At 70.6% G+C, this 25,058-nt stretch carries 23 protein-coding genes and 1 pseudogene; 13 read left to right on the top strand and 11 right to left on the bottom strand.

Features of this window, described 5'->3' with window-relative positions; genetic code table 11:
- Positions 1-136 precede the first annotated feature (136 nt).
- Entirely contained in the window at positions 137-298 is a 162-nt protein-coding gene (locus ABD256_RS13740) for a hypothetical protein (protein ID WP_344417529.1), read from the bottom strand.
- A gap of 125 nt (positions 299-423) precedes the next feature.
- Here ABD256_RS13740 and ABD256_RS13735 point away from each other — a divergent pair, with 125 nt between their 5' ends.
- A complete protein-coding gene (locus ABD256_RS13735) occupies positions 424-1,959 on the top strand; it encodes a DHA2 family efflux MFS transporter permease subunit (protein WP_344417527.1) in 1,536 nt (511 codons plus the stop codon).
- A gap of 115 nt (positions 1,960-2,074) precedes the next feature.
- On the opposite strand, the pseudogene ABD256_RS13730 reads toward ABD256_RS13735, so the two are convergent.
- Positions 2,075-2,272: pseudogene (locus ABD256_RS13730) on the bottom strand (helix-turn-helix domain-containing protein); the annotation flags it as partial.
- Positions 2,273-2,420: 148 nt separating this feature from the next.
- On the opposite strand from ABD256_RS13730, the gene ABD256_RS13725 reads away from it, so the two are divergent.
- Positions 2,421-2,840 (top strand): YciI family protein, encoded by a 420-nt coding sequence (locus tag ABD256_RS13725; RefSeq protein ID WP_344417525.1) that lies wholly within the window; start codon positions 2,421-2,423, stop codon positions 2,838-2,840.
- Positions 2,841-2,886: 46 nt separating this feature from the next.
- Here ABD256_RS13725 and ABD256_RS13720 read toward each other — a convergent pair whose 3' ends face one another.
- Positions 2,887-3,384, bottom strand: a complete 498-nt coding sequence (locus ABD256_RS13720; RefSeq protein WP_344417523.1) for a bifunctional nuclease family protein — start codon at positions 3,382-3,384, stop codon at positions 2,887-2,889.
- Positions 3,385-3,577: 193 nt separating this feature from the next.
- Positions 3,578-4,708, bottom strand: coding sequence for a transcription termination factor Rho (gene rho / locus ABD256_RS13715; RefSeq protein ID WP_344417521.1), 1,131 nt, complete (start codon positions 4,706-4,708; stop codon positions 3,578-3,580).
- Between the two features lie 245 nt (positions 4,709-4,953).
- Between rho and ABD256_RS13710 the strand changes: the two genes are divergently transcribed.
- The 7 genes from ABD256_RS13710 (at position 4,954) to ABD256_RS13680 (ending at position 15,962) form a co-directional block, all read left to right on the top strand.
- Positions 4,954-5,808, top strand: coding sequence for a spermidine synthase (locus ABD256_RS13710; RefSeq protein ID WP_344417519.1), 855 nt, complete (start codon positions 4,954-4,956; stop codon positions 5,806-5,808).
- Positions 5,809-5,930: 122 nt separating this feature from the next.
- On the top strand, positions 5,931-7,508 hold the full coding sequence (locus tag ABD256_RS13705; protein ID WP_344417517.1) for a carboxylesterase/lipase family protein: 1,578 nt from the start codon (positions 5,931-5,933) through the stop codon (positions 7,506-7,508).
- 180 nt (positions 7,509-7,688) lie between these two features.
- Positions 7,689-8,192: a GNAT family N-acetyltransferase gene (locus tag ABD256_RS13700; RefSeq protein ID WP_344417515.1), complete on the top strand. Its 504-nt coding sequence runs from the start codon at positions 7,689-7,691 to the stop codon at positions 8,190-8,192.
- 34 nt (positions 8,193-8,226) lie between these two features.
- Positions 8,227-8,982: an ANTAR domain-containing protein gene (locus ABD256_RS13695; RefSeq protein ID WP_425546445.1), complete on the top strand. Its 756-nt coding sequence runs from the start codon at positions 8,227-8,229 to the stop codon at positions 8,980-8,982.
- A 239-nt stretch (positions 8,983-9,221) separates the two neighbouring features.
- Entirely contained in the window at positions 9,222-11,276 is a 2,055-nt protein-coding gene (locus ABD256_RS13690) for a DNA gyrase/topoisomerase IV subunit B (RefSeq protein ID WP_344417513.1), read from the top strand.
- 38 nt (positions 11,277-11,314) lie between these two features.
- The gene (locus tag ABD256_RS13685; RefSeq protein WP_344417511.1) at positions 11,315-15,118 is read left to right on the top strand and encodes a DNA topoisomerase (ATP-hydrolyzing); all 3,804 of its coding nucleotides are present in this window, start codon (positions 11,315-11,317) and stop codon (positions 15,116-15,118) included.
- Positions 15,119-15,206: 88 nt separating this feature from the next.
- Entirely contained in the window at positions 15,207-15,962 is a 756-nt protein-coding gene (locus ABD256_RS13680; RefSeq protein WP_344417509.1) for a maleate cis-trans isomerase family protein, read from the top strand.
- Here the strand turns inward: ABD256_RS13680 and ABD256_RS13675 are convergent.
- Positions 15,941-16,870 (bottom strand): RluA family pseudouridine synthase, encoded by a 930-nt coding sequence (locus ABD256_RS13675; protein ID WP_344417507.1) that lies wholly within the window; start codon positions 16,868-16,870, stop codon positions 15,941-15,943. The two genes, ABD256_RS13680 and ABD256_RS13675, sit on opposite strands and share 22 nt — an antisense overlap.
- A gap of 60 nt (positions 16,871-16,930) precedes the next feature.
- Here ABD256_RS13675 and ABD256_RS13670 point away from each other — a divergent pair, with 60 nt between their 5' ends.
- Positions 16,931-17,545: a TetR/AcrR family transcriptional regulator gene (locus tag ABD256_RS13670; RefSeq protein ID WP_344417505.1), complete on the top strand. Its 615-nt coding sequence runs from the start codon at positions 16,931-16,933 to the stop codon at positions 17,543-17,545.
- On the opposite strand, the gene ABD256_RS13665 is transcribed toward ABD256_RS13670, so the two are convergent.
- Positions 17,542-18,381 (bottom strand): phosphoribosylaminoimidazolesuccinocarboxamide synthase, encoded by an 840-nt coding sequence (locus ABD256_RS13665; protein WP_344417503.1) that lies wholly within the window; start codon positions 18,379-18,381, stop codon positions 17,542-17,544. The two genes, ABD256_RS13670 and ABD256_RS13665, sit on opposite strands and share 4 nt — an antisense overlap.
- Before the next feature lie 55 nt (positions 18,382-18,436).
- Here ABD256_RS13665 and ABD256_RS13660 point away from each other — a divergent pair, with 55 nt between their 5' ends.
- Positions 18,437-19,072, top strand: coding sequence for a pentapeptide repeat-containing protein (locus ABD256_RS13660; protein ID WP_344417501.1), 636 nt, complete (start codon positions 18,437-18,439; stop codon positions 19,070-19,072).
- On the opposite strand, the gene ABD256_RS13655 is transcribed toward ABD256_RS13660, so the two are convergent.
- The 3 genes from ABD256_RS13655 to ABD256_RS13645 form a co-directional block, all read right to left on the bottom strand.
- Complete coding sequence (locus ABD256_RS13655; protein ID WP_344417499.1) at positions 19,050-19,340, bottom strand: hypothetical protein; 291 nt, start codon at positions 19,338-19,340, stop codon at positions 19,050-19,052. The genes ABD256_RS13660 and ABD256_RS13655 overlap by 23 nt on opposite strands.
- Before the next feature lie 107 nt (positions 19,341-19,447).
- Positions 19,448-20,146 carry a CPBP family intramembrane glutamic endopeptidase gene (locus ABD256_RS13650; protein ID WP_344417497.1) on the bottom strand — a complete coding sequence of 233 codons (699 nt, stop codon included), beginning with the start codon at positions 20,144-20,146 and terminating at the stop codon, positions 19,448-19,450.
- Entirely contained in the window at positions 20,146-20,715 is a 570-nt protein-coding gene (locus ABD256_RS13645) for a GNAT family N-acetyltransferase (RefSeq protein WP_344417495.1), read from the bottom strand. The genes ABD256_RS13650 and ABD256_RS13645 overlap by 1 nt, the downstream gene beginning before the upstream one ends.
- Before the next feature lie 78 nt (positions 20,716-20,793).
- Here ABD256_RS13645 and ABD256_RS13640 point away from each other — a divergent pair, with 78 nt between their 5' ends.
- Both ABD256_RS13640 and ABD256_RS13635 read left to right on the top strand, forming a co-directional pair.
- Positions 20,794-21,423 carry a TetR/AcrR family transcriptional regulator gene (locus ABD256_RS13640; protein WP_344417493.1) on the top strand — a complete coding sequence of 210 codons (630 nt, stop codon included), beginning with the start codon at positions 20,794-20,796 and terminating at the stop codon, positions 21,421-21,423.
- 32 nt (positions 21,424-21,455) lie between these two features.
- Complete coding sequence (locus tag ABD256_RS13635) at positions 21,456-22,403, top strand: Ldh family oxidoreductase (RefSeq protein ID WP_344417491.1); 948 nt, start codon at positions 21,456-21,458, stop codon at positions 22,401-22,403.
- Here the strand turns inward: ABD256_RS13635 and ABD256_RS13630 are convergent, their stop codons facing one another.
- Together ABD256_RS13630 and ABD256_RS13625 are read right to left on the bottom strand one after the other, a co-directional pair.
- Positions 22,404-23,534, bottom strand: coding sequence for an NAD(P)/FAD-dependent oxidoreductase (locus ABD256_RS13630; RefSeq protein ID WP_344417489.1), 1,131 nt, complete (start codon positions 23,532-23,534; stop codon positions 22,404-22,406).
- Positions 23,531-24,985: a sodium:solute symporter family protein gene (locus tag ABD256_RS13625; RefSeq protein WP_344417487.1), complete on the bottom strand. Its 1,455-nt coding sequence runs from the start codon at positions 24,983-24,985 to the stop codon at positions 23,531-23,533. Before ABD256_RS13625 ends, ABD256_RS13630 begins: the two co-directional genes overlap by 4 nt.
- Between the last annotated feature and the right edge of the window lie 73 nt (positions 24,986-25,058).

The following is a 25,058-nucleotide window of genomic DNA, read 5'->3' as shown; positions in this document are numbered from 1 at the left end:
TCGTGGTGCAGCGTGCACGCTGAGGCGTGGGCGCTGTTTTGGTGTGCCCGCGAACACGCTCCGTGATGTGCCGGGCCGCGGCTTTCCGGGTTGAGCTCCAGCGCGCCGAAGCCGGTGTCCACAACGGACACCGGCGTCAGCTCGGCACCGGTGGCGCGAACCGGCAGGCCGGTGCCTTCGCGTGCGCGGGATCCAGCGCGCTGAGCACCAGCCGTCCGGCGATCGGGTCGTACGGGATGCCGAGGTGCTCGGTGTGGTCGAGCGCGCACACGTCCTGCAGCAGGACATGTTTGCTCAACGGCCCGGCCGCGAAAAGGTTGCGCGAAACCTGGTTCGCGGGTGGCCTCTCGGCGGCGCCGCCTTGCACTCAACCCGGGTTGATTCGGCAGAGTCGCCCGCGTCCGGTCGAGTACGAGGAGTTTCATGAGCACGCCATCCCCAGTCACCCGCAGGCACGAACTGCTGACGCTCACGCTGGCCTGCGCGGGGTCCTTCGTGGCGATCATGGACGCCACGATCGTGTCCGTCGCGCTGCCCGACATCCGTGCCACGCTGGGGTTTTCCCCGTCCGCGCTGACCTGGGTCGTCAACGCCTACACGCTGGCCTTCGCCGGGTTCCTGCTGCTCGGAGGCCGGTGCGCGGACGTGTTCGGGCTGCGGCGGATGTACCTCGCGGGCACCGCGCTGTTCACCGTCGCCAGGCTCGCGGGCGGTTTCGCCGGTTCGGCCGAGCTGCTGCTCGTGGCAAGGGCGGTGCAGGGACTCGGCGGCGCGCTGCTGATGCCCGTCACGCTGTCGCTGCTGACCACCACGTTCACCGATCCCGCCCGCAAGGCCAAGGCACTCGGCACCTGGAGCGCGGTCGGCGCGATCGGGGCCGCGGCGGGCCCCGTCCTCGGCGGGGTGCTCATGCAGTGGGCGGGCTGGCGCTCCGTCTTCTTCGTCACGGTGCCGATCGGGATCGCCGCCATGCTGGCCGCGCCCGCCGTCATCGCCCGCGGCGACCGGTCGGCGGCGCGCCCCCGGCTGGACTTCGTCGGCGCCACGCTCGCCACGGCCGGGCTGGTCGGCGTGGTGTACGGCGTGATGCGCTCGGCGGTGGCGGGCTGGGACAGCGCGGAGGTGCTGGGCGCGCTCGTCGGCGGCGCGGTGCTGCTCGTGCTCTTCCTCGTGCACCAAGCGAAGTGGGCGCGTGACCCCCTGCTGTCCCTCGGTGTGTTCCGGCTTCGCGCGGTCAGCAGCGGCAACGTCGTGATGATGCTGGTCGGCCTCGGGTTCTTCGCCAGCCCGATCCTGCTCTCGCTGTACCTGCAGGACGTGCACGGGTACACGCCGCTGCAGGCCGGGCTCGGGTACCTACCGGTCGGCGTCGCGATGTTCGCGGGCGCCAAGTTCGCCGGCGCGGTGTCCGTCCGGCTCGGGCCGCGGCGGGCGACCGTCCTGTACTGCCTCGTCGGGGCGGCCGGGTTCGCCGCGCTCGCGGCGCTGATCGGCGCCGACCGGTCCTACCTGGTGTCCGTGCTGGTCCCCGGCGCGGTCTTCGGGTTCGGCACGGCGTCGGCGTTCACCCCGATCACGCTCGCGGCGACGACCGGGGTCCCCGCGCACCAGAACGGGCTCGCCGCCGGGCTGCTCAACACGGTGCGGCAGACCAGCAGCGCGGTCGGGCTCGCCGTGCTCACCACGATTTCGGCCGGTGTGGCCGCGTCCTGGTCCGCGGCGCACCAGGACGGACCGGACTCACCCGGCGCGCTTTCGCACGGTTACTCGGTGGCGTTCGCGGTGTCGGCGGCCTGCGTCGTCGTGGCCGCGATCGCCGCGGCGACGCTCATGCCGCGGGTGCCGGGCGGCTCGCCGCGGGCGCCGGGCCGCGCAACCGGGTCGCCGGACGGCCGGGAACGTCCACCTCGGACCGAAAGCTCGGGCACCGCTCCAGCGGGCCGGGATGGCGGCAGGTGAGCAGGTAGGCGAGGTAGTCCCTGGCCGCGTCCAGCTTCGCCATGTGCGCGGTGATCGCCTCGGACCGCGCGGTGACGATCTCGCGCCAGCCGGGATCGTCACCGAGCACGCGCGCGATTTCGTCGATGCTCATCAGCCCGGTGTCGCGCCACATCTTGATGAGCGCGATCCGGTAGAGCTGGTCGGCGTCGTAGTGCCTGCTGCCCGCATGCCGCCACGGGCTGAGCAAGCCGCGGCGCTCCCAGTAGTGCAGGGTCGAGATGGGCAGGTCGAAGTGGTCGGCGACCGCCCTGATCGAAGTGAGGCCCTCCATGGCTCCATTGGACCGCACGACGTGTGGTTAGGCAACCCTAACTCGAACTCCGAAAGAAGTTCTTCCGCGGTTGTCGATCGGACGGCGGGCCGTTCGACGCAAGAATGAGCGCGGGCCGGGACGCGGCCCGCGGAGCGAAGGGACAGCTATGCGGTTCATGGTGATGGTCAAGGGCGACGAGAGCACCGAAGCGGGCGTGATGCCGACCGAGGAGGAGCTGGCCGCCATGGGCCGCTTCAACGAGGAACTGGTCAAGGCGGGTGTGATGCTCGCGGGCGACGGCCTGCACCCCAGCTCGAAGGGCGCGAAGATCCGGTTCTCCGGGGGGAAGTCGACCGTGGTCGACGGTCCGTTCGCCGAGGCGAAGGAGCTGGTCGCCGGGTTCTGGATGCTCCAGGCGAAGTCGAAGGACGAGGCACTGGAGTGGATACGGCGCGCACCGTTCGTCGATGCCGAGGTCGAACTCCGTCAGGTCTTCGACACCGAGGACTTCGGTGACGCCATGACCCCGGAGATCAAAGAGGCAGAGGAGAAGCTGCGGGCGAAGCTGGCGGAGCAGCAGAAGTAGGGGCCATGCGGAGCACGGCCCGCTTCGACCGCGGAGCGGGCCGGGTTCAGTCGCCGAAGTCCTCGGGGCGGACCTCGTCGAGCAGGGCGCGGAACTCCGCCACCTGCTGCTCGCGCTCGTGTTCGCTGAGGTCGTCCGTCGACGCGTCGGCGCTGGCACCGGTGATCTCGATGTCGACGGATGCCTCCTCCAGTACGGCCTCTTCGACGGTCACCGGTACGCCGGCGCGGATCGCCAGCGCGACCGCGTCGCTCGGCCGCGCGGACACCCTGATCCCGGAGTCGAGCACCAGGTCGGACAGGAAGATGCCCTGGCTCAGCCCGGTCACCTCGACGCCGACGACCTCGTGGCCGAACGCGTCGATCACCTGGCCGATCAGCTCGATCGTGCCCGGCCGCGGGTGTGCCACCCGTTCCTGGGCGGACAGCAGCGCGTCCGCTTCCGGCGCGCCGATCGTGATGGCCAGCCAGCGCTGGTCACCCTCGGTTTCGCGCAGCATCATCACCGGAGCCGCTTCCGGGGAAAGGAGGGCGACCCCCTGCATTCGTACCGGTACCAAGACACTCACCGCTCTCGCTGGTCCTCGAGGCTTCCCGGTGGGTACCCCGGCGCGGCCCGTTCACTCATCGCACCCCTCCAGTATCGCGCCTGACCGCGCGCTGAACCACCGCTACACGCTGGTTGCGACTGTGATTAGCCCGTCCGCGCCGGTCGGGCCCGTCCTGGTGACAGCGCGGTCATGCCGCCACGGCGGCGCGCGCGCCGGCGAAGCGCATCAGGAATTCGGCGTTCGACCGGGTCTTGCGGATCCGGTCGAGCAGGTGGTCGATGGCGTGCTGGGAGTCGACGGCGAGCGCGCGCCGGAGTTCGTGGGTGATGGCGAGCTCTTCCGGGCTGAGCAGCAGCTCTTCCCGGCGCGTGCCCGACTGCGGGACGTCGATCGCGGGGAACACGCGGCGCTCCGCGGTGCGCCGGTCCAGTTTGAGCTCGGCGTTGCCGGTGCTCTTGAGCTCCTCGAAGAGCACCGTGTCGCCGAGCGAGCCGTTCTCCACCATCGCGGTCGCGATGATCGTCAGCGAGCCGCCTTCTTCGAGTGCGCGGGCGGAGCCGAGGAACCGCTTGAGGGGGTGCAGAGTGGTGGCGTCGATGCCGCCGGACAGGATTCGCCCCGAGGCCCTGGACGCGAGGTTGTAGGCGCGGCCGAGGCGGGTGAGCGAGTCGAACAGCAGCACCACGTCCTGGCCGAGTTCGGCGCGGCGCCGCGCCCGTGCGACGGCGAGCTCCGCCACGGCGAGGTGTTCGTGCGGCGGACGGTCGAAAGTGGACGAGATGACTTCGCCGCGTACCGAGCGCGCCATGTCGGTGACTTCTTCGGGGCGTTCGTCGACGAGGACCACCATCAGGTGCGCGCGGGGGTGGTTGACCGCGATCGCGTTCGCGATCGCTTGCAGTATCGAGGTTTTCCCCGCCTTCGGCGGTGACGTGATGAGCGCGCGCTGGCCCTTTCCGACCGGCATCACGAGGTCGATGACCCTGGTGGCCACCGCGCTGGGGGTGGTTTCGAGCAGCAGCCGTTCGTGCGGGTGCACCGGGGTGAGCTTCTCGAATTCGGGGCGGTGCCGTGCTTCTTCGGGGTCGAGCCCGTTCACGCTCACGATATCGGTGAGCGTGCCCGCTTTTTGCTGCTGCGCCGGGCGTTTCGCGCCGAGGACGAGATCTCCGCCGCGGAGACCGTGTTTGCGGATCATGGCCAGCGGGACGTGCGCGTCGTCGGCGCTCGGCAGGTAGCCGTTGGCGCGGACGAACCCGGCCTTGTCCTGGATGTCGAGTATTCCCCGGATCGGTTCCGGGACAGTGGTTTCTGGCATGGGAATTCTCCTGAAGTAGGTGTGTGCCACGCGAACGGAAGAGTGAAAGTCGCGTGCTGACCGGAGAACCGCGGAACGGAAACTGTTCGACGAACCGTGCTTCTCGGGACTTCCCCGGGGCGGCTGGGTTGCCGACATCCTCAGGGGATGACCGCAGTGTAGCGCCCTCGTCCCGCACGGGCAAGCGAGCCGGTGGGCACTGTGCCGGGAGCCACTTGTCGCGGGATGCGGTTAAGGTCGGTGTCGTGGCGGACGAGCGGGCGAGGCCGGTGCCGGGGAAGTACCCGGTCCGCTTCGGCGTCGCCGAGGTGCTGCGCGACGCCGATCGCGCGGGCGGCTGGCTGCTCAGCGTCGACGGGATCAGTCAGTCCTATGTGGACCTCGAAGACCCGGCGCACCTCGAGTTCGACTACGTGCGGCGGATCGCCGACCTGCTCGACCTGGTGCCGGACGGCCCGCTCGACATACTGCACGTCGGCGGGGGCGCTGGCACCATCGCGCGTTACGCCGAGGCGACGCGGCCGGGGTCGCACCAGGTCGTGGTGGATGCGGACGGCGAGCTCGTCGCGCTGGTGGAGCGGCAGTTCGGGCTGACCTCCGACGGCATCGGGGTGATCGTCGGCGACGGCCGCGCGGTGGTCGAGGCGTACCAGGCGGAGTCGGCGGACTTCGTGGTGCTGGACGCGTTCCAGGGTGCCTCGGTGCCGGCGCGCCTCGCCACGGTGGAGTTCCTCACCGCCGTCGCGGCGGTCCTGCGGCCGGGCGGCACAGTCGTGCTCAACATCTCCGACGGGTCCGGGCTGGCGTTCGCGAAACGGGTCGCCGCCACGGTGTCCGCGGTGTTCCCGCACGCGCTGCTGCTCGCCGAGCCGATGGTGCTGCGCGGCCGCCGGTTCTCGAACCTCGTGCTCGCCGGTTCGACGGCGGAACTGCCGGTCGGACCGCTGCGGGCCACCGCCGCGGCCGCGGTTTTCCCGTCGCGCTGCGTCGCCGGTGCCGACCTGCGCGAGCTGTGCGGCGCCGCGGAACCGCTGACCGACGCCGATCCCGTGACCGGCCCGCTGCCCCCACCGGACCCCTTCTCCCCGCGCGGGGAGTAGCTCCCCGGCATCAACCGATCGGTGGATATCGGGGTCCACCTCGCGCCGCGCCGGTCGGTCGATGTGCGAATCCCGCTTTCGCCGCGATGCTGGAACCTCCGAAGGAGGAGGTGGCATCGACGATGCTGAGGAAGGTGTTGGTGCTGGGGGTGGCGGGCGCGTTGCTGGCCGCCGTCGGCACGGCGTCCGCTGTGGACGGTCCTGATCGGACGGTGGTGCGCACGGACGCGGGGCAGGTGCGGGGAAAGACGGCGGGCGAGGTCCGCACGTTCGAGGGCGTGCCGTACGCCGCGCCGCCGACGGGGGAGCTGCGCTGGCGGTCGCCGCATCCGGTGCGCCCGTGGACCGGGGTGCGGGACGCCACCGCGCCCGCGTCCGCCTGCCCGCAGCAGGACAACCCGGAGGCGCCGGGCGGCAGCACGAACGAGGACTGCCTCTACGTCAACGTGACGACGCCGGTAAAGGATCCCGCCCGGCCCCGGCCGGTGGTGGTGTGGGTCCCCGGCGGCGGGTTCTTCATGGGGGCGGGCCACAACTACCTCGCGCGGCGCATGGCCGAGCAGGGCGACGCGGTGGTGGTCACGATCAACTACCGGCTGGGCATCTTCGGGTTCTTCGGCCACCATGGCCTGCCCGGTTCCGGCACGTTCGGCCTGCAGGACCAGCAGGCCGCGCTGCGGTGGGTGCAGCGCAACGCGGCGGCGTTCGGCGGTGACGCGGGCAACGTCACGCTCGCCGGCGAGTCGGCGGGCGGGATGAGCACCTGCGCGCAGCTCACCTCGCCCGGCTCGGCGGGGCTGTTCCACCGCGCGATCATGCAGAGCGGTTCGTGCGACTTCGACTGGCCGAAGGGTGGCCAGTACCCGGGCCAGCAGGCCGGGTCGTTCTGGGTGCCGCAGCAGGCGATCCGCCAGCAGGGCGACGAGATCGCGGCGAAGGAGCTCGGCTGCCCCGGCGGCGCGGGCGCGCTCGCCTGCCTGCGCGGTCGTCCGCCGGCCGAGCTGATGAAGCAGTTCCTGGCCTTCACCTCGTCGGGGACCGGGAGCGCCGTGCTGCCGGAGAGCCCGGCCACGGCACTGGCCAACGGCCGGTTCCACCGCGTTCCGGTGCTGTCGGGCAACAACCGCGACGAGGGCCGGTCCTGGCTGACCGCCTTCGACAACGGCAAGATCGACGCCGCGAAGTACCACCAGCTCGTCGCCACGATGGCGGGCGGCGCGGCGCCGAAGGTGGAGGCCGAATACCCGTTGCCGGCGTACGAATCGCCGGCGCACGCGTGGGGTGCGGTCACCACCGACCGGATCTGGTCGTGCAACCAGGTGCGGTCCGATCGCACGCTCTCCTCGAAGGTGCCGACGTACGCCTACGAGTTCTCGGATCCGCACTCGCCCTTGGTGAAGGCGTTCCCCGGCCCGATCAAGGAGGGCGCGATCCACGGGGTGGAGCTGCCGTACCTGTTCGACGTCCGCGGCGCCAACCTGAAGCTGGCGCCGGACCAGCAGGTGCTGGCCGACCAGATGGTCGGGTACTGGACCGCGTTCGCCCGCACCGGTGACCCGAACGGGCCGGGGCGCCCGCACTGGGCGCCGGTGAGCCGCGACGTTTCGGGACCGTCGCTCAAACCGACCGGCCAGGGCGGCATCGCGACGGTCGACCTCGCGGCCGAGCACCACTGCGGGTTCTGGGCAGGGCTGCGCTGACGGGGTCGAGGGGGAGGGCGGACCGCCTCGCGTAGGGGGCGAGGCGGTCCCGCCCGTCTGCCGTTCGCGTCCGGTGGCCTGCCGTCGTCCGTCCGCAAGCGACGATCGGGCGCACCGGCGCGTACGCCTCCCGTCGTATTCCGGCTGCGTCGCCGACTCGGCCGCCGTTAAGCTCGCCGCGTGATCCGACCCGCGACCGAGGCCGATCTCCCGGTGCTGCGCGAGATCGAGCGCGCCGCGGGGCTGGCGTTCGCCGAGATCGGCATGCGGGCGATCGCCGAGGACGAACCCCTTTCCCTCGCCGAACTCCGCGGCTACCTCGGCCGCGCCTGGGTGACCGATCCCGGCGACGGCCCGGTCGCCTACCTGATCGCCGATCTCGTCGACGGGAACGCCCACGTCGAACAGGTTTCCGTGCACCCTTCCCAGGCGCGCCGCGGTCTCGGCCGCGCGCTGGTCGAGCACGTCGCGGAGTGGGCGCGCGAACGGGGCTGCCCCGCGCTGACGCTGACCACGTTCACCGAGGTCCCCTGGAACGGCCCGTACTACCGGCGCTGCGGTTTCCGCGTTCTCGGCGACGCCGAGCTGACGCCGGGACTGCGGCGGATCAGGGCGAGCGAGGCCGAACACGGGCTCGACCGCTGGCCACGGGCATGTCTGCGCCGCGAACTGCGCCCCGAATAGAATCGGTGCGGATGCGGCGCAGGGGCGCCGTGGCATGAAGGGCGGCACGGGAGTGGTCCTCAGCGTGGAAGATTTCAGCGACCATCTCGACGAGGTCACCAGCGCGATGGGCGAACTCACCGAAGTGGTGGGCACCGAAGACGATCTCGGCGTGGTGCTCGGCGCGGTGTGCGATCAGGTGACCAGGGTCATCCCCGGCGCGGACCTCGCCAGCGTCACGGTCATCAGGGACGGCGTGCCCACGACCGACGCCTTCACCGACCCGCGTGCCGAGCGGATCGACCGCGGCCAGTACGCCACCGGCGCCGGCCCGTGCCTGCGCGCCGCGGAAACCGGGGCGGTGGTCAGGGTCAGCGTCGGCACGGCCGTCGAGCTGTGGCCGGAGTTCACCGCGTCCGCGCTCGACCTCGGCGTCGGCAGTTACCTCGCCGCACCGCTGCGCGTCGACGAAACGCTCAGCGGCGCGATGAACCTGTTCGGGTTCGGGCCGCACGGCTTCAACGAGGTCGAGGAGAAGCTGCTCGACCTCTACACGATGGTCGTGGCGGCGACGCTGAAGTCCGCGCGCCGCTACCTGCGCGCGCGGGCCTCCGTCGACCAGCTCCGGCAGGCGCTCGGCAGGCGCGCGGTGATCGAACAGGCCAAGGGGATCCTGATGGCCGCGCGCGGGCTCACCGCCGACGAAGCCTTCGGAGAGCTGGTGAAACGGTCCCAGCGGGACAACGTGAAGCTCAACGACGTGGCGGCGGAGTTCGTCGCGGACGTCACGCGCGCTGTCCGTCCTAAGTAGACATAGATACGCGCTGTCCGCGACGCGGCACGGACGGTAGCCACCCGAGGCTGTAACCTGTCTCACGCGGGCGGGCCGAAGGGGCACTTCGCCGCCGGTTTCCGAGCGTGGCGCGGCTCGCAGGCGCGGGGAATGTCGGGGTGGCCGGATACTCTTCCAGTACGGTGAGTCGCCGACCGCCGGGCAGCGGCGTCGGCGCGGTTCGTCGTTCGTACGACCTGATCTGGGAGTAAGACCCTGTGACTGCTTCTGCCGAGACCCGCTACGGAGCGGACGACCTGACCCATCTGGAAGGTCTGGAAGCCGTTCGCAAGCGGCCGGGTATGTACATCGGGTCCACCGACAGCCGTGGCATCAATCACCTGTTCGCCGAGGTCGTGGACAACTCGACGGACGAGGGCGTGGCCGGTTACGCCAGCCGCGTCGCGGTGACCCTGCACGCCGACGGCAGCGTCCAGGTGGACGACGACGGCCGCGGCATCCCCACCGGCGTGCACGCCAAGTCCGGGCTGTCCGGTGTCGAGCTGGTGCTGACCAGGCTGCACGCGGGCGGCAAGTTCGGCGGCTCCGGCTACAAGACCTCCGGCGGCCTGCACGGTGTCGGCGCCTCGGCGGTGAACGCGCTGTCCCACCGGTTCGACGTAACGGTCAAACAGGACGGCAAGGTGCACGAGATGTCGTTCGCGCACGGCGTGCCCGGCGTGTTCGACGGGCCGGGCGCCAAGGCGAAGTTCACCCGCCAGTCCGGGCTGAACGTGGTCCGCAAGCTCAAGCGCGGGGAAGCCACCGGCACCTCGATCCGCTACTGGTACGACTCGCGCTACTTCGAGACCGGCGCCGCGCTCGACGTCGACGGCGTGCGCAGCAAGCTGCGCAACACCGCGTTCCTGGTGCCCGGTGTCACCTACGTGCTGCGCGACGCCACCGGCGGCTCGCTCGAGGACGAGACGTTCCACTACCCCAACGGCCTCGCCGACATGGTGGAGTTCCTGTCCCCGTCCGGCGAGAAGCCGGTGTCCGGCACGCTGATCGTGCGCGGCGAGGGCACCTACAAGGAGAACGCCGCCGACGAGAACGGCGTGATGAAGTCCAATGTGGAGCGCCGCGCCGAGGTCGAGGTCGCGTTCCGCTGGGGCACCGGTTACGAGCGCACCGTCGAGTGCTTCACCAACACGATCCGCAACGTGCACGGCGGCACGCACCGCAAGGGCTTCGACCGCGCGGCGCTGAAATCGTTGCAGGAGGCCATTTCCCGCACCCGCGGCCTGCTCAAGCCCAAAGAGGACCCGCCGGTGCTCGACGACGTGCTCGAGGGCATGACGGCGGTCATCCACGTCCGCGTCCCCGAGCCGCAGTTCACCTCGCAGACCAAGGACGAGCTGTCCACCGCCGGAATCACCAAGGTGATCGGCGGCATCGTGGAGAAGCACATCAAGGCCTGGGTCGACGACCGCAGGACCAAGACCGAAGCCAAGACGGTGCTGCAGAAGATCGTCGACGCCGGCCGGGTCCGGCTCGCGCACAAGCAGCAGAAGGACGCGGCGCGCCGCAAGACCGCGCTCGAAGGCGCCGCGATGCCGCCGAAGCTCGTCGACTGCCGCACCACCGGCGTTTCGCGCAGCGAGCTGTTCCTCGTCGAGGGGGACAGCGCGCTCGGATCCGCCCGCATGGCACGGGTTTCGGAGTACCAGGCGCTGCTCCCGCTGCGCGGCAAGATCCTCAACGTGCAGAAGGCCAGCCTCGGCGACACCCTGAAGAACGCCGAGATCGCCTCCATCGTGCAAGTGCTCGGCTCGGGCAGCGGCCGCACGTTCGACCTGTCGACCATGCGCTACGGCAGGGTGATCCTGATGGCCGACGCCGATGTCGACGGCTCGCACATCAGGACGCTGCTGATCACGCTGTTCGCGAAGTACATGCGGCCGGTGATCGAGGACGGCAGGCTCTACGCCGCGATGCCGCCGCTGCACAAGCTCGTCACCAAGGGCCGCAACTCCGAGACCCACTTCACCTTCACCCAGCGCGAGATGGAGGCGAAGTTCGCGGAGCTGGAGGCGGCCGGGAAGAAGCTCGATCCGGTGTCGCGGTTCAAGGGTCTCGGCGAGATGGACGCCGACGAGCTGTGGGAGACCACGATGAACCCGGCCACCCGCTCGGTCCGCCGGATCACGCTGGAAGACGTCGAAGCCGCAGAGGCCGCGCTCGATCTGCTCATGGGGGAGAAGGTCGAACCGCGGCGCAAATGGCTCGTCGAGTCCTCCGACCGCGTCGACCGCGAAGCCATCGACATCTGATCATCGTCTTCATTCGCTAGTCCAAGGAGTTTCCCGTCATGGCACGCCGCAAGGGCCCGAGCACGAAGGTCGATCCGGGCGCGTTCGACCAGCCGGGCGCGCACGTCTTCGACAACTCGCTGAAGGCCGAAATCGAGGACTCGTACCTGGAGTACGCCTACTCGGTCATCCACTCGCGCGCCCTCCCGGACGCGCGCGACGGCCTGAAGCCGGTACACCGCCGGATTTTGTTCTCCATGAACGAAAACGGTTACCGGCCGGCACACGCCTACGTGAAGTCCTCTCGCGTGGTTGGCGACTGCTTCGTCAAGGGCACGTTGGTGTCGACGCCGTCGGGATTGCGCGCCATCGAGAACATCGAGCCCGGTGAGCTGGTGCTGGACGCACAGGGAAAGCCGGTGCCGGTCACCGAGTCCTACCAGAATCCGGTGTCCGAGCTGGTCAAGGTGACCTGGTCCAACGGGCACACGATGGTCGTCACGCCGGGCCAGCGCTTCCGCACCGTGTCCGACGACTCCTCGGTGGTCTGGACCGATGCGCGCGATCTCGCCGGTCGGCTCACGGTCGGCTACGGCGCGCGCCGTAGCGCGGAACGAGACGCGCCGGGCGGCGGTGACGGCGGTGACCGGTACGGCTACCTGCTCGGCTTGATCGCGGCCGAAGGGGTCGCGGTGGACCGCGACCGTGAAGCCGATGGCCGGGTCCGGATCCACATGTGCGACATCGAGCCGCTCGACGCCGTGTACGAGTGGGCGACGGCCGCGGGGGTCGAGGTGCACCGCGGTGAGCGGGCGCCGTCTCAGCCGAACCATCGTGAGCAGCACATCCTGACCTTTGCCCGGCACGACGGGCTGCTCGAAGCGGCCACGCCGCTCAGCGGTCGGAAGTTCGTCCCCGCGGAGGTGCTCGAACGCCGTTCCTCGTGGGCGGCGTTCCTCGCCGGCCTGTTCGACGGTGACGGCTACGTCCGCGAAGACCGCCGCGAGATCGTGTTCGTCAGCACGAGCGAGCGTCTGATCCGGCAGGCGTACGCGATGCTGGCGGATCTCGGGATCCACGGCCAGCACGGGAAGAACCCGAAACCGGACGGTGGAAAAGCGCTGCTCGGGTTGTCCTTCGCAGGTCGGGACGCGGTCGCGCTGGCGCGGGTGCTGCAGCCCTTGCTCAAGATCGGCTACAAGCAGGAAGCGCTCCAGCGCATCACGGACCGGGGCTGTTCCCACGACGGCAAGCAAGGTCACGACCGGTTGCCGGGCAAGGCCGTGTTCGCGGAGTTCACCTCGGCGCACCCCGGTGGCGGTTGGTTCCGGGACGCGGAAGGCAAGGCATTCCGCGCGTCTTTGAGTCCAGTGAGCGGAGCGAAGGTCCGTCACGGTAGGAGTCGTACTGGCGTCGCGCTCGCAGACCGGTCCTTTTCGTTGTTCCGAGCCGAAAAGGATGGATGGGTCGAGAAGCATCATCGGATCCGCTCACCCTTCGCGAATCGGCTCACCGCACTTTCGGGGCACGCCTTCCTGAGGGTGGAATCGGTCGAGCCGGTGGCGCCGGACACGACCTACGACATCCAGGTCGGCACCGAAGAACACGCCTTCGTGGCGGAAGGTCTCGTCGTCCACAACTGCATGGGCAAGTACCATCCGCACGGCGATACCGCGATTTACGACGCGATGGTTCGGCTGGCGCAGGACTTCTCCATGAATGCGCCACTGGTCGACGGGCATGGCAATTTTGGATCCCCGGACGACGGACCGGCCGCTTCGCGTTACACCGAAGCGAGAATGTCGCCGGAGGCGATGCTTCTCGTCGGCGAACTCGGCGAGGACACCGTCGACTTCCGGCCCAACTACGACGGTTCGCTCGAGGAGCCGTCGGTGCTGCCCGCGGCGTTCCCGAACCTGCTCGTGAACGGTACGTCCGGGATCGCGGTCGGGATGGCGACGAACATGATCCCGCACAACATGGGCGAGGTGATCGCCGCCGCGCGCTGGCTCATCACGCATCCCGGTGCGTCGCTGGACAAGCTGATGGAGTTCGTGCCGGGGCCCGATCTGCCCACCGGCGGCATGCTGCTCGGCCTCGACGAGGTCCGGCGCGCCTACGAGACCGGGCGCGGCGTGGTCCGCATGCGCGCGAAGGTCGAAACCGGGCTGCTCGAAGGGAGCCGGGGCAGGCAGGCGATCACGGTCACCGAGCTGCCCTACGGCGTCGGGCCGGAAAAGATCATCGAGAAGATCACCGACGAGGTCACGAAGTCCAAGCGGCTCACCGGGATCTCCGACGTCAAGGACCTCACCGACCGCGAGAACGGCACGCGACTGGTGATCGAGTGCAAGGTCGGGGTCAACCCGCAGGCACTGCTCGCGGACCTGTACCGGCTCACCCCGCTCGAACAGTCCTTCGGCATCAACAACCTCGTGCTCGTCGACGGGCAGCCGAGGACGCTCGGGCTCAAGGCGCTGCTGGAAGTGTTCCTGGCGCACCGGTACGAGGTCGTCACGCGGCGGACGAAGTACCGGCGGCGCAAGCGCGAAGAGCGGCTGCACCTCGTCGAGGGCCTGCTGAAGGCGCTGCTGAACATCGACAAGGTGATCAAGCTGATCCGCGAGAGCGAGAACGCGCAGGCCGCGAAGGACGGCCTGATGACGCGGTTCAAGCTGTCCGAGATCCAGGCGACCTACATCCTCGACACCCCGCTGCGCAGGCTCACCAAGTACGACCGGCTCGAACTCGAAGCGGAGCAGGACAAGCTGCGCGACGAGATCGCCGAGCTGACGAAGATCCTCGACGACGAGTCCGTGCTGAAGAAGCTCGTGTCGACGGAACTGGCGAAGATCGCGAAGGACTTCCCGACCGAGCGGCGCACCGCGCTCATCGACGGTGACCTCAAGGAGGTGCTCGCCGCGTCCAAGCCGGCGGGCCCGCTGGAGGTCGCCGACGACCCGTGCCAGGTCATCCTGTCGGCGACCGGTCTCGTGGCGCGCACCGCGGCGGAGTCGGAGGAGTCCTCGGAAGCCCGCCGCCGCAACGGAAGGGTGCGCCACGACGCCGTTTCCGCGATCGTGCACAGCACCGCGCGCGGCCAGGTGCTGCTGGTGACCAACCGGGGGCGCGCGTTCAAGACCGACGTGCTGCCGCTGCCGGTGCTGCCGGAGCAGGCGGGCACGGTGTCGTTGCGCGGCGGGATGGCCGCGCGCGAGCTGGTCCCGCTCGACAAGGGCGAGAAGGTGGTCGGCATCGCCCCGCTCGGCGAACAGGGCGCCGGATCACCCGGCCTCGCGCTCGGCACGAAGCTGGGCGCGGTGAAGGTGTGCGCGCCGGAATGGCCGGTCCGGTCCGACGAGTTCGACGTGATCAGCCTCAAGGACGGCGACGAGCTCGTCGGCGCCACCTGGCTCACCGGCGGCGAGGAGTCGCTGACCTTCCTGACCTCGGAGGCGTCGCTGCTGCGGTTCGCCGCGTCGATCGTGCGGCCGCAGGGCCTCAAGGGCGGCGGGATGGCCGGGATCAACGTCGGCAAGGGCGAGGTCGTGTTCTTCGGCGCGGTCCGCACCGACGACACCGAGCACGGCGAGCCGATGGTCGTCACGGCCACCGGCGCGAGCGTGAAGGTGACGCCGTTCGAGCTGTACCCGGCCAAGGGCCGTGCCACCGCCGGTGTCCGCGCGCAGCGCTTCCTCAAGGGGGAGACGGGGTTGACGGTCGGCTGGGTCGGCCCGCGCCCGGCGGGCGCGGCGAAGAACGGCGACCCGGTGGAACTGCCCGAGGCAGACCCGCGCCGCGACGGCTCCGGCCACGCCCACCCCGGCCCCGACGTCGTCGGCCACCTGGTGGAGCGAGGCTGATCCCCTCCCGTGGCGGAGCCCACGACTAGGTCCCTCCCGCGGCCCCGGTGCGCGAGACTGGGCGGAGTGCCAAAAGCAAGGAGGGTCAGTGAAGACCGATCTCGCTGACGGGCCCGCGCCGCAGACCGGTGTCGGTGTCGTCGCCCCGTTCGACTTCCGCCAGGACCGCGAGCTGTGGCGGTGGGTGCCCGGCGACGTCACGGTGTACCTGGCGCGCACGGCGTCCGTGCCGTCGTGGGACAACCTCGACATGGTGTCGCGGCTCAACCGGCCGAGCCAGGTCGTCGGCCCGACCCGCGAGGTGTGCGGGGTGGGCGCGGAGGTGGTCGCCTACGCGTGCACGGCCTGCGCGTTCACCGGTGGTGTCGAACGGGAACGCGCGCTGCGGGAGGCGATGCGGATCGAGGGCGCGCGGCACGCCGTGACGGCGGCGAGCGCGGCGGTCGAGGCCATCGGGCAGGTCGGCGGCACGAAGGTCGCGGTGGTGCACCCCTACCAGCGCCCGGTCGGCGACCGGTTGCGCGAGTTCCTCACCGAGTCGGGGCTGGCCGTGGCGGACACCACGCCGCTGGGCCTGCCCGTGGCGCAGGTCTACTCGGTGACCTACCGCGAGGTGTTCGACCTGGTCCGCCGCGGTGACCGCGACGACGCCGACGTGGTGTTCGTGAGCTGCACCGCGCTGCCGACCTACGACGTGATCGCGCCGCTGGAGCAGGAACTGGGCAAACCGGTCGTGACGGCGAACCAGGCGACGATGTGGGCGGCGCTGCGCGCGATCGGGAAGGACCTGAACGGTCCGGGTCAGTCGCTTGCCCTCCCGTCTCAGGAAACCCAGTCCTCGTAGGACGTCCACGCCTGGAGCACCCGGCGGCTTTCGAAGCGTCGCGGCTCGCCGGAGCCGGGATCGGTGAACTCCAGCGTCTTCGCCAGTAGCTGCAGCGGGCGGGTGAAGTCGTCGAGCGCGGTTTCGGTGAACTCGGGGTAGAACCGGTCGCCGAGGATGGGCACGCCGAGCCCGCTCATGTGCAGGCGGAGCTGGTGCGTGCGCCCGGTCTTCGGTGACAGCGAGTACCGGCCGAGCCCGTCGCGGTGCTCGGCGAGTTCGACGACGGTTTCGCTGTTCGGCTCACCGGGCACCTCGTAGGCGGTGTAGATGCCGCGTTCCTTCACGATCCGGCTGCGGACCGTGCGCGGCTCGGCGAGCGAGAGATCGGCGCGTGCGATCGCCTCGTAGGTCTTCGAGACCTTCCGGTCGCGGAAGAGCGTCTGGTAGGCGCCGCGCCGTTCGGGGGTGATCACGAACATGACCAGTCCGGCGGTGACCCGGTCGAGCCGGTGCGCCGGGACAAGATCGGGCAGGCCGAGGTCGTGGCGCAGCCGGACGAGCGCGGTTTCCATCACGTGCCGCCCGCGCGGGATGGTGCTGAGGAAATGCGGTTTGTCGACCACCAGCAGGTGTTCGTCGCGGTGCACGACCTCGACCTCGAAGGGCACCGGTGCCTCGTCGGGGAGGTCGCGGTGGAACCAGATCACCGAGTTCGGCACGAACGGCGCGTCGAGGCCGAGCGGGCCGTCCTCGCCGTGGATGCGGTCTTCGCGGAGCATGCCTTCGATCCGCTCGGGGTCGAGCCTCGGCAGCCTCGCGACGAGGTGCTCACGCAGCGTGGTCCACGGCCCGTCGGCGGGCAGCCGCAGGCGCGCCGCGTCGAGCCCGTTGCGCGGCGGAAGCGGCGAAGGGCGCTTGCGTCTCATCACCGGAAACCATAACCGGACGCGGGATGCCATCATGGGCGCGGTGACGGTGACGCACACATGACACGAAGCAGGCGGCTCCCGCCGGAACAGCGCCGCGCGCACCTGATCGACGCGGCGATCGCGGTGTTCGGGCGGCTGCCGGTCGACCAGGTCTCCGCGGACGACATCGCGGCCGAGGCCGGGGTGTCGCGCGCGTTGTTCTACCGGTACTTCTCCTCGGCGGCCGAAGCGTTCGTGGCGGCCACCGAAACCGCGGTCGACGGGCTCGTCGAGCGGCTCACCACACCGTCCGATGGCACCCTCGCCGAGCAGCTGCGGACCGCGCTCGGCGAGTTCCTGCGCTTCGCCGAGACGCACGAGCCGTCGGTGGTCGCCTTGCTGCGCAACGGTTCGGTGATGGCGACGCCGGGCACCAGCGCGCTGATCGACCGGGTCCGCCGCACCGCCGTCGACGAGATACTGGCGAGGGCGGAGGTCACCGAGCCGAGCGCGATGACGTTGATGACGCTGCGGAGCTGGGTCGCCACCGTCGAGGTCGGCACGCTGAGCTGGCTGCGAGAGCGGCACCTCACCGCGGCGGAGCTGGCCGCGTGGCTGACCGACCAGCTCATCGCGATGAGCGCCGCCACCGCCGCGCACGACGCCGCGCTCGCCGGTGTGGTGGACCGCTAGCTACGCCACTTCTCGCCGGTGATGAGCTCGTACACGCGCTGGTACCGCTCGCGCGTCGCCTCGACGATTTCGGCCGGGATTTCGGGCCCCGGCGGGGTTTTGTCCCAGCCGGTGCTGACCGACCAGTCACGCACGAACTGCTTGTCGAACGCGTGCTGCTGGCGGCCGGGCTGCCATTCCCCGGCCGGCCAGAACCGGGACGAGTCCGAGGTCAGCACCTCGTCGCCGAGGGTCAGCGCGCCGTCGGCGGCGAAACCGAATTCGAGTTTCGTGTCGGCGACCAGGATGCCGTTCTTCGCGGCGTGCGCGGCGCCTTCGGTGTAGATGGCGAGCGTCAGGTCGCGCAGCCGTTCGGCGGTGTCACGGCCGACCTGCGCGGCCATCGCGTCGAAGGTGATGGGCGCGTCGTGCTCGCCCGCCTCGGAGACCTTGGTGGTCGGGGTGAAGATCGGCTCCGGGAGCTTGTCCCCGTTGACCAGGCCCGGCGGCAGCGCCACGCCGGAAACCGAACCGGTCCGCTCGTACTCCTTGAGCCCGGAGCCGGTGAGGTAGCCGCGCGCGATGCACTCGAACGGCACCATTTCCAGCGGCTTGCACCGGATCGCGCGGCCGGCGAACTCCGCGGGCACGTCGGTCGCGGAGAGGACGTGGTTCGGCACCACCTCGCGCAGCCGGTCGAACCACCACACCGAGAGCTGGGTGAGCAGGATCCCCTTGTCCGGCACGGGTGTCGGCAGCGACACGTCGTAGACCGAGACGCGATCGGACGCGACCAGCAGGAGGTCCCCGTCGAGCTCGTAGAGATCCCTGACCTTGCCCGCGTGCACGTGCTTCATGGGGAGCGTTGTAGCACACGGCGGCTCTCGGGCCGCCCTGGCTACCGTGGTAGCCGTGACCGAAACCACCGAAGACGAGACCTTCACCCGCGAGGACTGGTACGCCGAGGAGCTCGGTGCCAAGGCGTTCACGAACTGCGCCTTCCACGAAGTGGATCTCACCGAGGCGACGACCGAGGGCGCGGTCTTCACCGAATGCACCTTCGGCAACGTCCGGTTCAACGCGTCGAAGCATTCTTCGTCGGCGTTCGTCGGCTGCGTTTTCCAGCGCTGCAACTTCTTCGACGCCGAGTTCACCGGCTGCAAGCTGATGGGCAGCACGTTCAAGGAGTCGACGGTGCGGCCGATGCGGGTGCACGGCGGCGACTGGTCGTTCGTCGGGCTGCCGGACGCCGATCTGCGCAACTCGGTGTTCGAGCAGGTGCGGCTCCGGGAGGCGGACCTCACCGGAGCCGATTTCACGGACGCGGCGCTGACCGGTGTCGACCTGTCCGGCGCGCAGCTGCACCGGATCAAGCTGGGCCGCTGCGACCTGCGCGGCAGTGACCTGAGCGCGCTCGACCCGCTCGAAGCGGAGCTGGCAGGCGCGGTGATCACCACCGAGCAGGCCGCGGTGCTGGCGACCGCGATGGGCCTGATCGTCGCCGAGGACGGCGTTCGCGTGAAGGTCAGCGCAAGAGGCGGGCGATGATCCCGGTGACGACGAGCCAGAAGACCGCCGCGAGCCCGTAGTTGATGAGGACGCCGATGTCGTTGTTGGACAGGGTGAACAGGCCGGGGAAGAACAGCGCGAGCGGGTCGGCGACCGACCGGATGAACCCGAAGAACGCGTTCGCCTGGTTCGCGCCGAGCACGACCATCAGGATGTAGACCACTTCGACCAGCGCGAAGAGCGCGCCGATCCCGACTACCACTCGTGCGGCCGTGCCCCGGCCACTGGAGATTCGCGAGGTGGACATGGTCGGGGGATGCCCCGGACGGGGGATGCCGAAACGAATTTTCCGGGCTGCGCGGCGGAATTCGTCCCGGTGCGCGGGTCGAATCGGCCGAACGGACGAAGATCGGTTCAGCCGCGGGTGAGGACCCACCAGGCGAGCACGAGCCCGCCCGAGTTGGTCGCGAGGTGGATCAGCACCGTGGTGAGCAGGCCGCGCCCGGTGTAGCGCCACCAGCACAGGAGCACGCCCACCGCGGCGGCGGCGAGCATCGCGGCGACCGGGATCAGCCAGGGCACCCCGCCCAGCGCCGAGCGCACCGCGGGGTTTTCCCGCAACGCCAGCGACGGCAGCAGGTGCCACAACCCGAACAGGGCGGAGGCGCACAGCACCGGTGTCCACCGCCACCGCTCGCCGCCGCCGAACAACGCGGGCAGCACGCCCCGGAACGCGACCTCCTCGACGAGCACGGTCCCGAACGGGATCCGCACCAGCGCCAGCACGAGTAGCTGCCCGACGCCGGGCCGCCCGACCCGTCCGTCCTCGAACACCTCGCGCGCGGTCACCAGCGCGATCCCGAACACCACCGCGACGACGGCCACGCCGACCAGCCCAGCCAGCGCCGAGCGCTTGAGGTATCGCCGATCGAGCCCCAGTTCGTGCGCGCCCGCACCGGCCCAGCTCGCGAGCGCGAGCAGGAGCACCGCGGCCACCGCCCCGCTGACCGGGTACGCCCAGCCGGGCAGCACCCGGTTCGGCAGGTAGGTCGCGGCGGCGAGCAGGAGAACGGCGACGGCGATCGCGATCCCCCTGCGGTGCGGTGCGGTCATCACCGCCCAGTCTGCGCGGCGGCCCTCGCCTCGTGCCATTCGTCGGCGAGCATCGACCAGATCCCGGAGTCGAGCCGCCTCCCGGCGACCGGGAACGTTTGCCGGAGCACCCCCTCGAAGGTGAACCCGAGGCGCTCGGCGACCGCGACGCTGCGGGTGTTCGACGGGTCGGCACGCCATTCCACGCGCGTCATACCGCGCACATCGATCGCCCAGTCGACCATCGCGCGCACCGCGGCGGTCACCAGCCCGCGCCCGACCGCGCCGCGATCGAGCCAGACCCCGACCTCGCACACGCCGCTTTGCCCGTGGAAGGTCCGGAAGAGGGTGCCGCCCGCGAGCTTCCCGTCGACCCGGATCCCGTAGAGACGGCCTTCGTCGCGCGCCTGCAGGTCGGCGTAGCGCTGCAGGTGGGCACGCGCGCTTTCGGCGTCCACGATCGTGTGCGCCCACGGGATCCACGGCGCGAGGTGTTCGCGGACCTGGTCGACGTGGGCCGCGAACTCTTCGGCCTGCCACGGTTCGAGCGGGCACAGCTCGGCGCCGGGCGCCAAGGGGTGGCTGAGCATGGGTTCCCTCCAGTGGATCGTACATAACACTTGTTATGTACGATCATCAGCGTAGCCGATCGGAACGGAGTGGGGCCAATGCCCGCACGCGGGGATCACGACGCCCGGCGCGAGGACGTTTCCGAGGCGGTGTGGCGGGTGCTCGCGGCGCACGGGTTCAGCGGGCTGACCCTGCGCGCGGTGGCCACCGAAATGGGCGCGTCCACCGGGCTCGTCACGCACTACTTCCCGAACAAGAAGGCGCTCGTGCGGTACGCCGTCCGGCTCGCGGACGAACGGACGCAGGCGCGTGCGCGGCGCCGGCCGGAGCGCCCTGGCCTCGTCGCGTTGCGGGCCGCGCTGCTCGACGTGCTGCCGCTGGGACCGGACGCGGTGACGATGAACCGGATGTGGGTCGGGTTCTGGGGCGCCGCGCTCGCCGACCCCGCCCTGCACGAGGGCGAAGCCGCGCGCTACGCGAACTGGCGCGCGCGGCTCCTCCCGCACGTCGTCGAGGCGCAGCGGCGAGGTGAACTGGATTCGGCGGCGGGTTCCGAAGACCTCGTGGCGATCGCCGCCTCGTTCACGCACGGGCTCGTTGTCCAAGTGCTCTTCGATCCGGAAAACTTCCCACCGGAGCGCCAGATCTCCCTTTTGGACAGTTTCCTCGACGGATTTTCCGGTGGCGCCGGATCACACGGTCGGGTTGCGCCCCGTGCGCCTCGTTGACAGTCCAGTGCGGTCTCAGCACTCTCGGTCAAGTGCCGTTCAGACCGCTGTCCTTCCGCCAGTCCCGCCCCGTTGCCGTCGAGCCGCCGCCGAAGATCCCCGAACAGGCAAGGCTTCGCGTGGTCGGGGACGATCTGGTGGCGTTCGCGGCGGCGGTGTTCACGGCGTACGACCTGCCACCGGAGCGTGCCAGGATCGCGGCGCACGCGCTCTGCTACGGGGACCGGGCCGGGGTGAAGGGCTGCGGCGTCGCCGAACTGGTCCGGACCTACCTCCCGCTGTTCGACGAGGGGCAGGTGCGGCCGAGGGCCGAGCCGCTGGTGATCGCCGACCGCGGGGCGGCCGCGATGGTCGACTACCGCAAGGCGCTCGGCCTGTGGGCGGTCAGCGACGCGATGGACCGGGCCGTGGTCAGGGCCGCGCGCTACGGCGTCGGGCTGCTTTCGGTCCGCGGGGTCAGCGCGTTCGGGCGAGCCGCCCACCACGCGTCGCGCGCGCTTTCGCACGGCATGATCGGCATCGTGCTGGCCGCGGGCGGCGACCACGGGGTGAACCCGCTCGGCATCGCGGCACCCGGCGGCGACTACGCCCCGTTCGTCTTCGACGCCACCGCGGACGCGTTGTCGTCCACCGGCCCGCAGTCACCGGCCGCCGGGTTCGCGTTGATGGTCGAGGTGCTGGCCGGGGTGCTTTCCGGGGTCGCCGACCACGACCGCGACACCGGCCTGCTCGTCCTCGCGATCGCGCCGCCGGCGTTGCGCAGCGCCGACGGGTTCGCGCGCGCGGCGAGCGCGCTGTTCGGCAGCCTGCTCGGCTGGGACAGCGGCACCGGCGGCACCCCGATCCGCTACCCGGGCTGGAAGGAGTCCCAGTTCGCCGAGCAGTGCGAAGCGCTCGGCGTGCCGATGTCGCCCGCCCTCTACCGCGAACTGAACGCGCTGGCCGGGCAGCTCGGCATTCCGATGCCACCGGCCACCTAGTTATTGCTGACCCGCGAATCGGGCTCGGGTCAGGGGTTTCAAGGTCGACCGGTCGAGGCCGGAGAACCGCGTCGGCCGGAAGTCCGCGAGCAGCGGTGACTCCCGCTCCGCGAGGATCTCCTCGGCGGCGATCCGGCCGAGGAGCGGGCCGAGCGTGATCCCGCTGTGCGTGGCCAGCACGTAGAGTCGCGGCGCCGCGAACCCGGCCACGGTCAGCCCGTCGGCGGGCATCGCGCGCTGCCCGACCCGGAGCGACTCGAGCCGGACGCCTTCGGTGCCGGAGACCAGTTCCCGCAGCCGCGCGCACAGGTCGGCGGCGTGCTCGCCGTCGGCGGGCGGCACCGCGGCGGGATCCGCGTCACCGTCGAGGTCGAGGCCCTGCACGACGAGCCTGCCGCCGCCGTCGGGGCGCACGTTCAGCCTCGGCGTGGTCAGCACCGCCGGTACCCGCGCGGCGACCGGGCTGGTGTAGCCGAGGAAGCCGACGGTCGCCGGTTCGATGCCCGCCATCGGGATGGCCACCGCCGCCGTCGAAGCGAGCTGCTCGGTCCAGCGGCCGGTCGCGAGCACCACGGCGTCGAACGACTCGCGCCCGCCGTCGGCGAGGTCGACCGTGCCACCGGAAACCGCGACCACTTCGGCGGGACAGCGCAGCTTCGCGCCGTGGTCGCGCGCCTCGCCCCAGAGCCGCGCGAGCAGCGCGATCGGCAGGACGTGGCCTTCCTCCGGGAAGTAGGCGATCTCGTCGACACCCGCCGGGACCACCAGATCGGGCACCAGCTCGCGCGCCCGGCGCGGGGAGATCCATTCCATCGGGTAAGCCCGCTCCCGAAGCTGCTCCGTCGACGCGCGGAGCCGCTCGGCACCGTCCGGCCCATCCGCCCATTCGAGGTTGCCGGTCGGGCGGAACCAGTCGCCACCCAGTTCGTGGTGTTCGAGCACGCCCGCGATGTTCAGGTCGTGGTAGCTCAGCGGGTTCTTCTGGTGCGAGTTGACCCAGGCGAACGTGGTGCCGGTGGTGCCCGCTCCCGGCGCGCTGCGCTCGAACACCGTCACCTCGGCACCGGCGAGCGCCAGTGACCTCGCCGTGCTCGCGCCGAGTACCCCGAGGCCGATTACCGCGATCCTCACCCGATCTCCTGACTCTCCGAATTGGACATGTCTGTTGTGGACGGTGCGGGCACGGCGACCCTGGTCCCGATACCGACGACGGCAAGCACCAGCGCGGACGACACGATCCCGTACACCGCGTACGGCACCGAGGTGTCGGCGAGCTGGGCGACCGCGCAGCCGGCGATCCCGGCGATCATGCTCGCCAGCGCCGCGGCCGGGCGCAGCGTGAAACGCTTGTGCAGCGTGAAACCGAGGAAGATCGGCGCGGCGAGCGCGGCCGCCGAATACGCGTAGCTCGCGACCAGCCAGCCCAGCGCGCTCGGGAAGGCGATCGCGAGCGCCGCCGCCAGCACCGCCACGCCCGCGCTGAACAGGCGGGACAGCGAGATCGTCGCGCGGTCGCCCCTGGTGCCGCCGAACACGTTCTGGTACAGGTCGCGGGTCAGGTTCGCGACCACGGACTGCAGCGCGGCACCCGTCGTCGAGATGATCGTCGCGACCAGGAAGGCGCCGAAGAGCACCAGCAGCGCGGTCGGCAGCCGGGTGAGCAGCCAGCCCGCCGCCTGCTCCGGGTTGGCGAGCCCGGGGCTCATCGCGCGCACGGCCAGCCCGATGCAGCCCGCGTAAACCCCGGCCACGAGAATCGTGAGCCCGGAGAGCACCAGCCCCCGCCGCGCGTCGCGTACTTTCTTGGTCGCGAACACCCGCTGGTAGTAGAGCTGGTTCGTCAGCGTGCCCGGCACGATCGCGGCGATCCACAGCCAGATCTGCTCGCTGCCCGCCGCGCCGATCCCCTGCACGCTCCACAGCCGCTCCGGCACCCGCGAGGTGATGCCGGACCAGCCGCCTGCCAGGTAGATCGCGTACCCCGCGATCACCAGCGACATCAGGATCTTGAAGATGCCGAACACGAAGTCGGTCCAGGCCACCGAGGTGAGCCCGCCGGGCAGCACGAACACCAGCGACCCGAGCATGATCGCGAGCACCAGCACCGCCGTGGGGATCCCGGTGAGCTGGCCGAACAGCTTCGCGAACGAGACGAACTGGGTGGCGAGCCAGCCGAACGGCACGATCAGCGCGGCGAACCCGGCCACCACCGTGACCGTCCTGTTGCGACCGAACAGCTTGGTGAGGATGTCCGGGACCGTGGTGAAGCTCTGCTCCCGCAACCACTTCGCGATCAGCGCGAGCCCGAGGAATCCCAACAGGACACTGCCCTCGTAGGCGAACACCGACCAGCCGGACGAGTAGGCGATGCCGACGTGCGCGATCAGCACACCGCCGCCGACGGCGGTCGCGAACTGGGTGATCACCACGACCCCCAGCGGCAGCGACTCCGGTGCCGCGAGCCAGTCCGCCGAGCTCTTCGCGCGGCGGCCGAAGTACATCGACAGCAGCGCGCCGATGCCCACGATCACGATGCTGATCAGCACGATCGCGACGATCTGACCGGTCGTTCCCTGGTGCATGGTGAACCCTCCAGAGGGTGGAAAGGGCCGCCGCACGCACTCGGTGTGCGCGCGGTGTGCTGTGTCGTCCGGT

It is taken from the genome of Amycolatopsis minnesotensis, from assembly GCF_039529815.1.
Lineage (GTDB): Bacteria > Actinomycetota > Actinomycetes > Mycobacteriales > Pseudonocardiaceae > Amycolatopsis > Amycolatopsis minnesotensis.
Note: the sequence above shows the minus strand (reverse complement) of the source record. Positions and strands in the feature narration are given on the sequence as shown.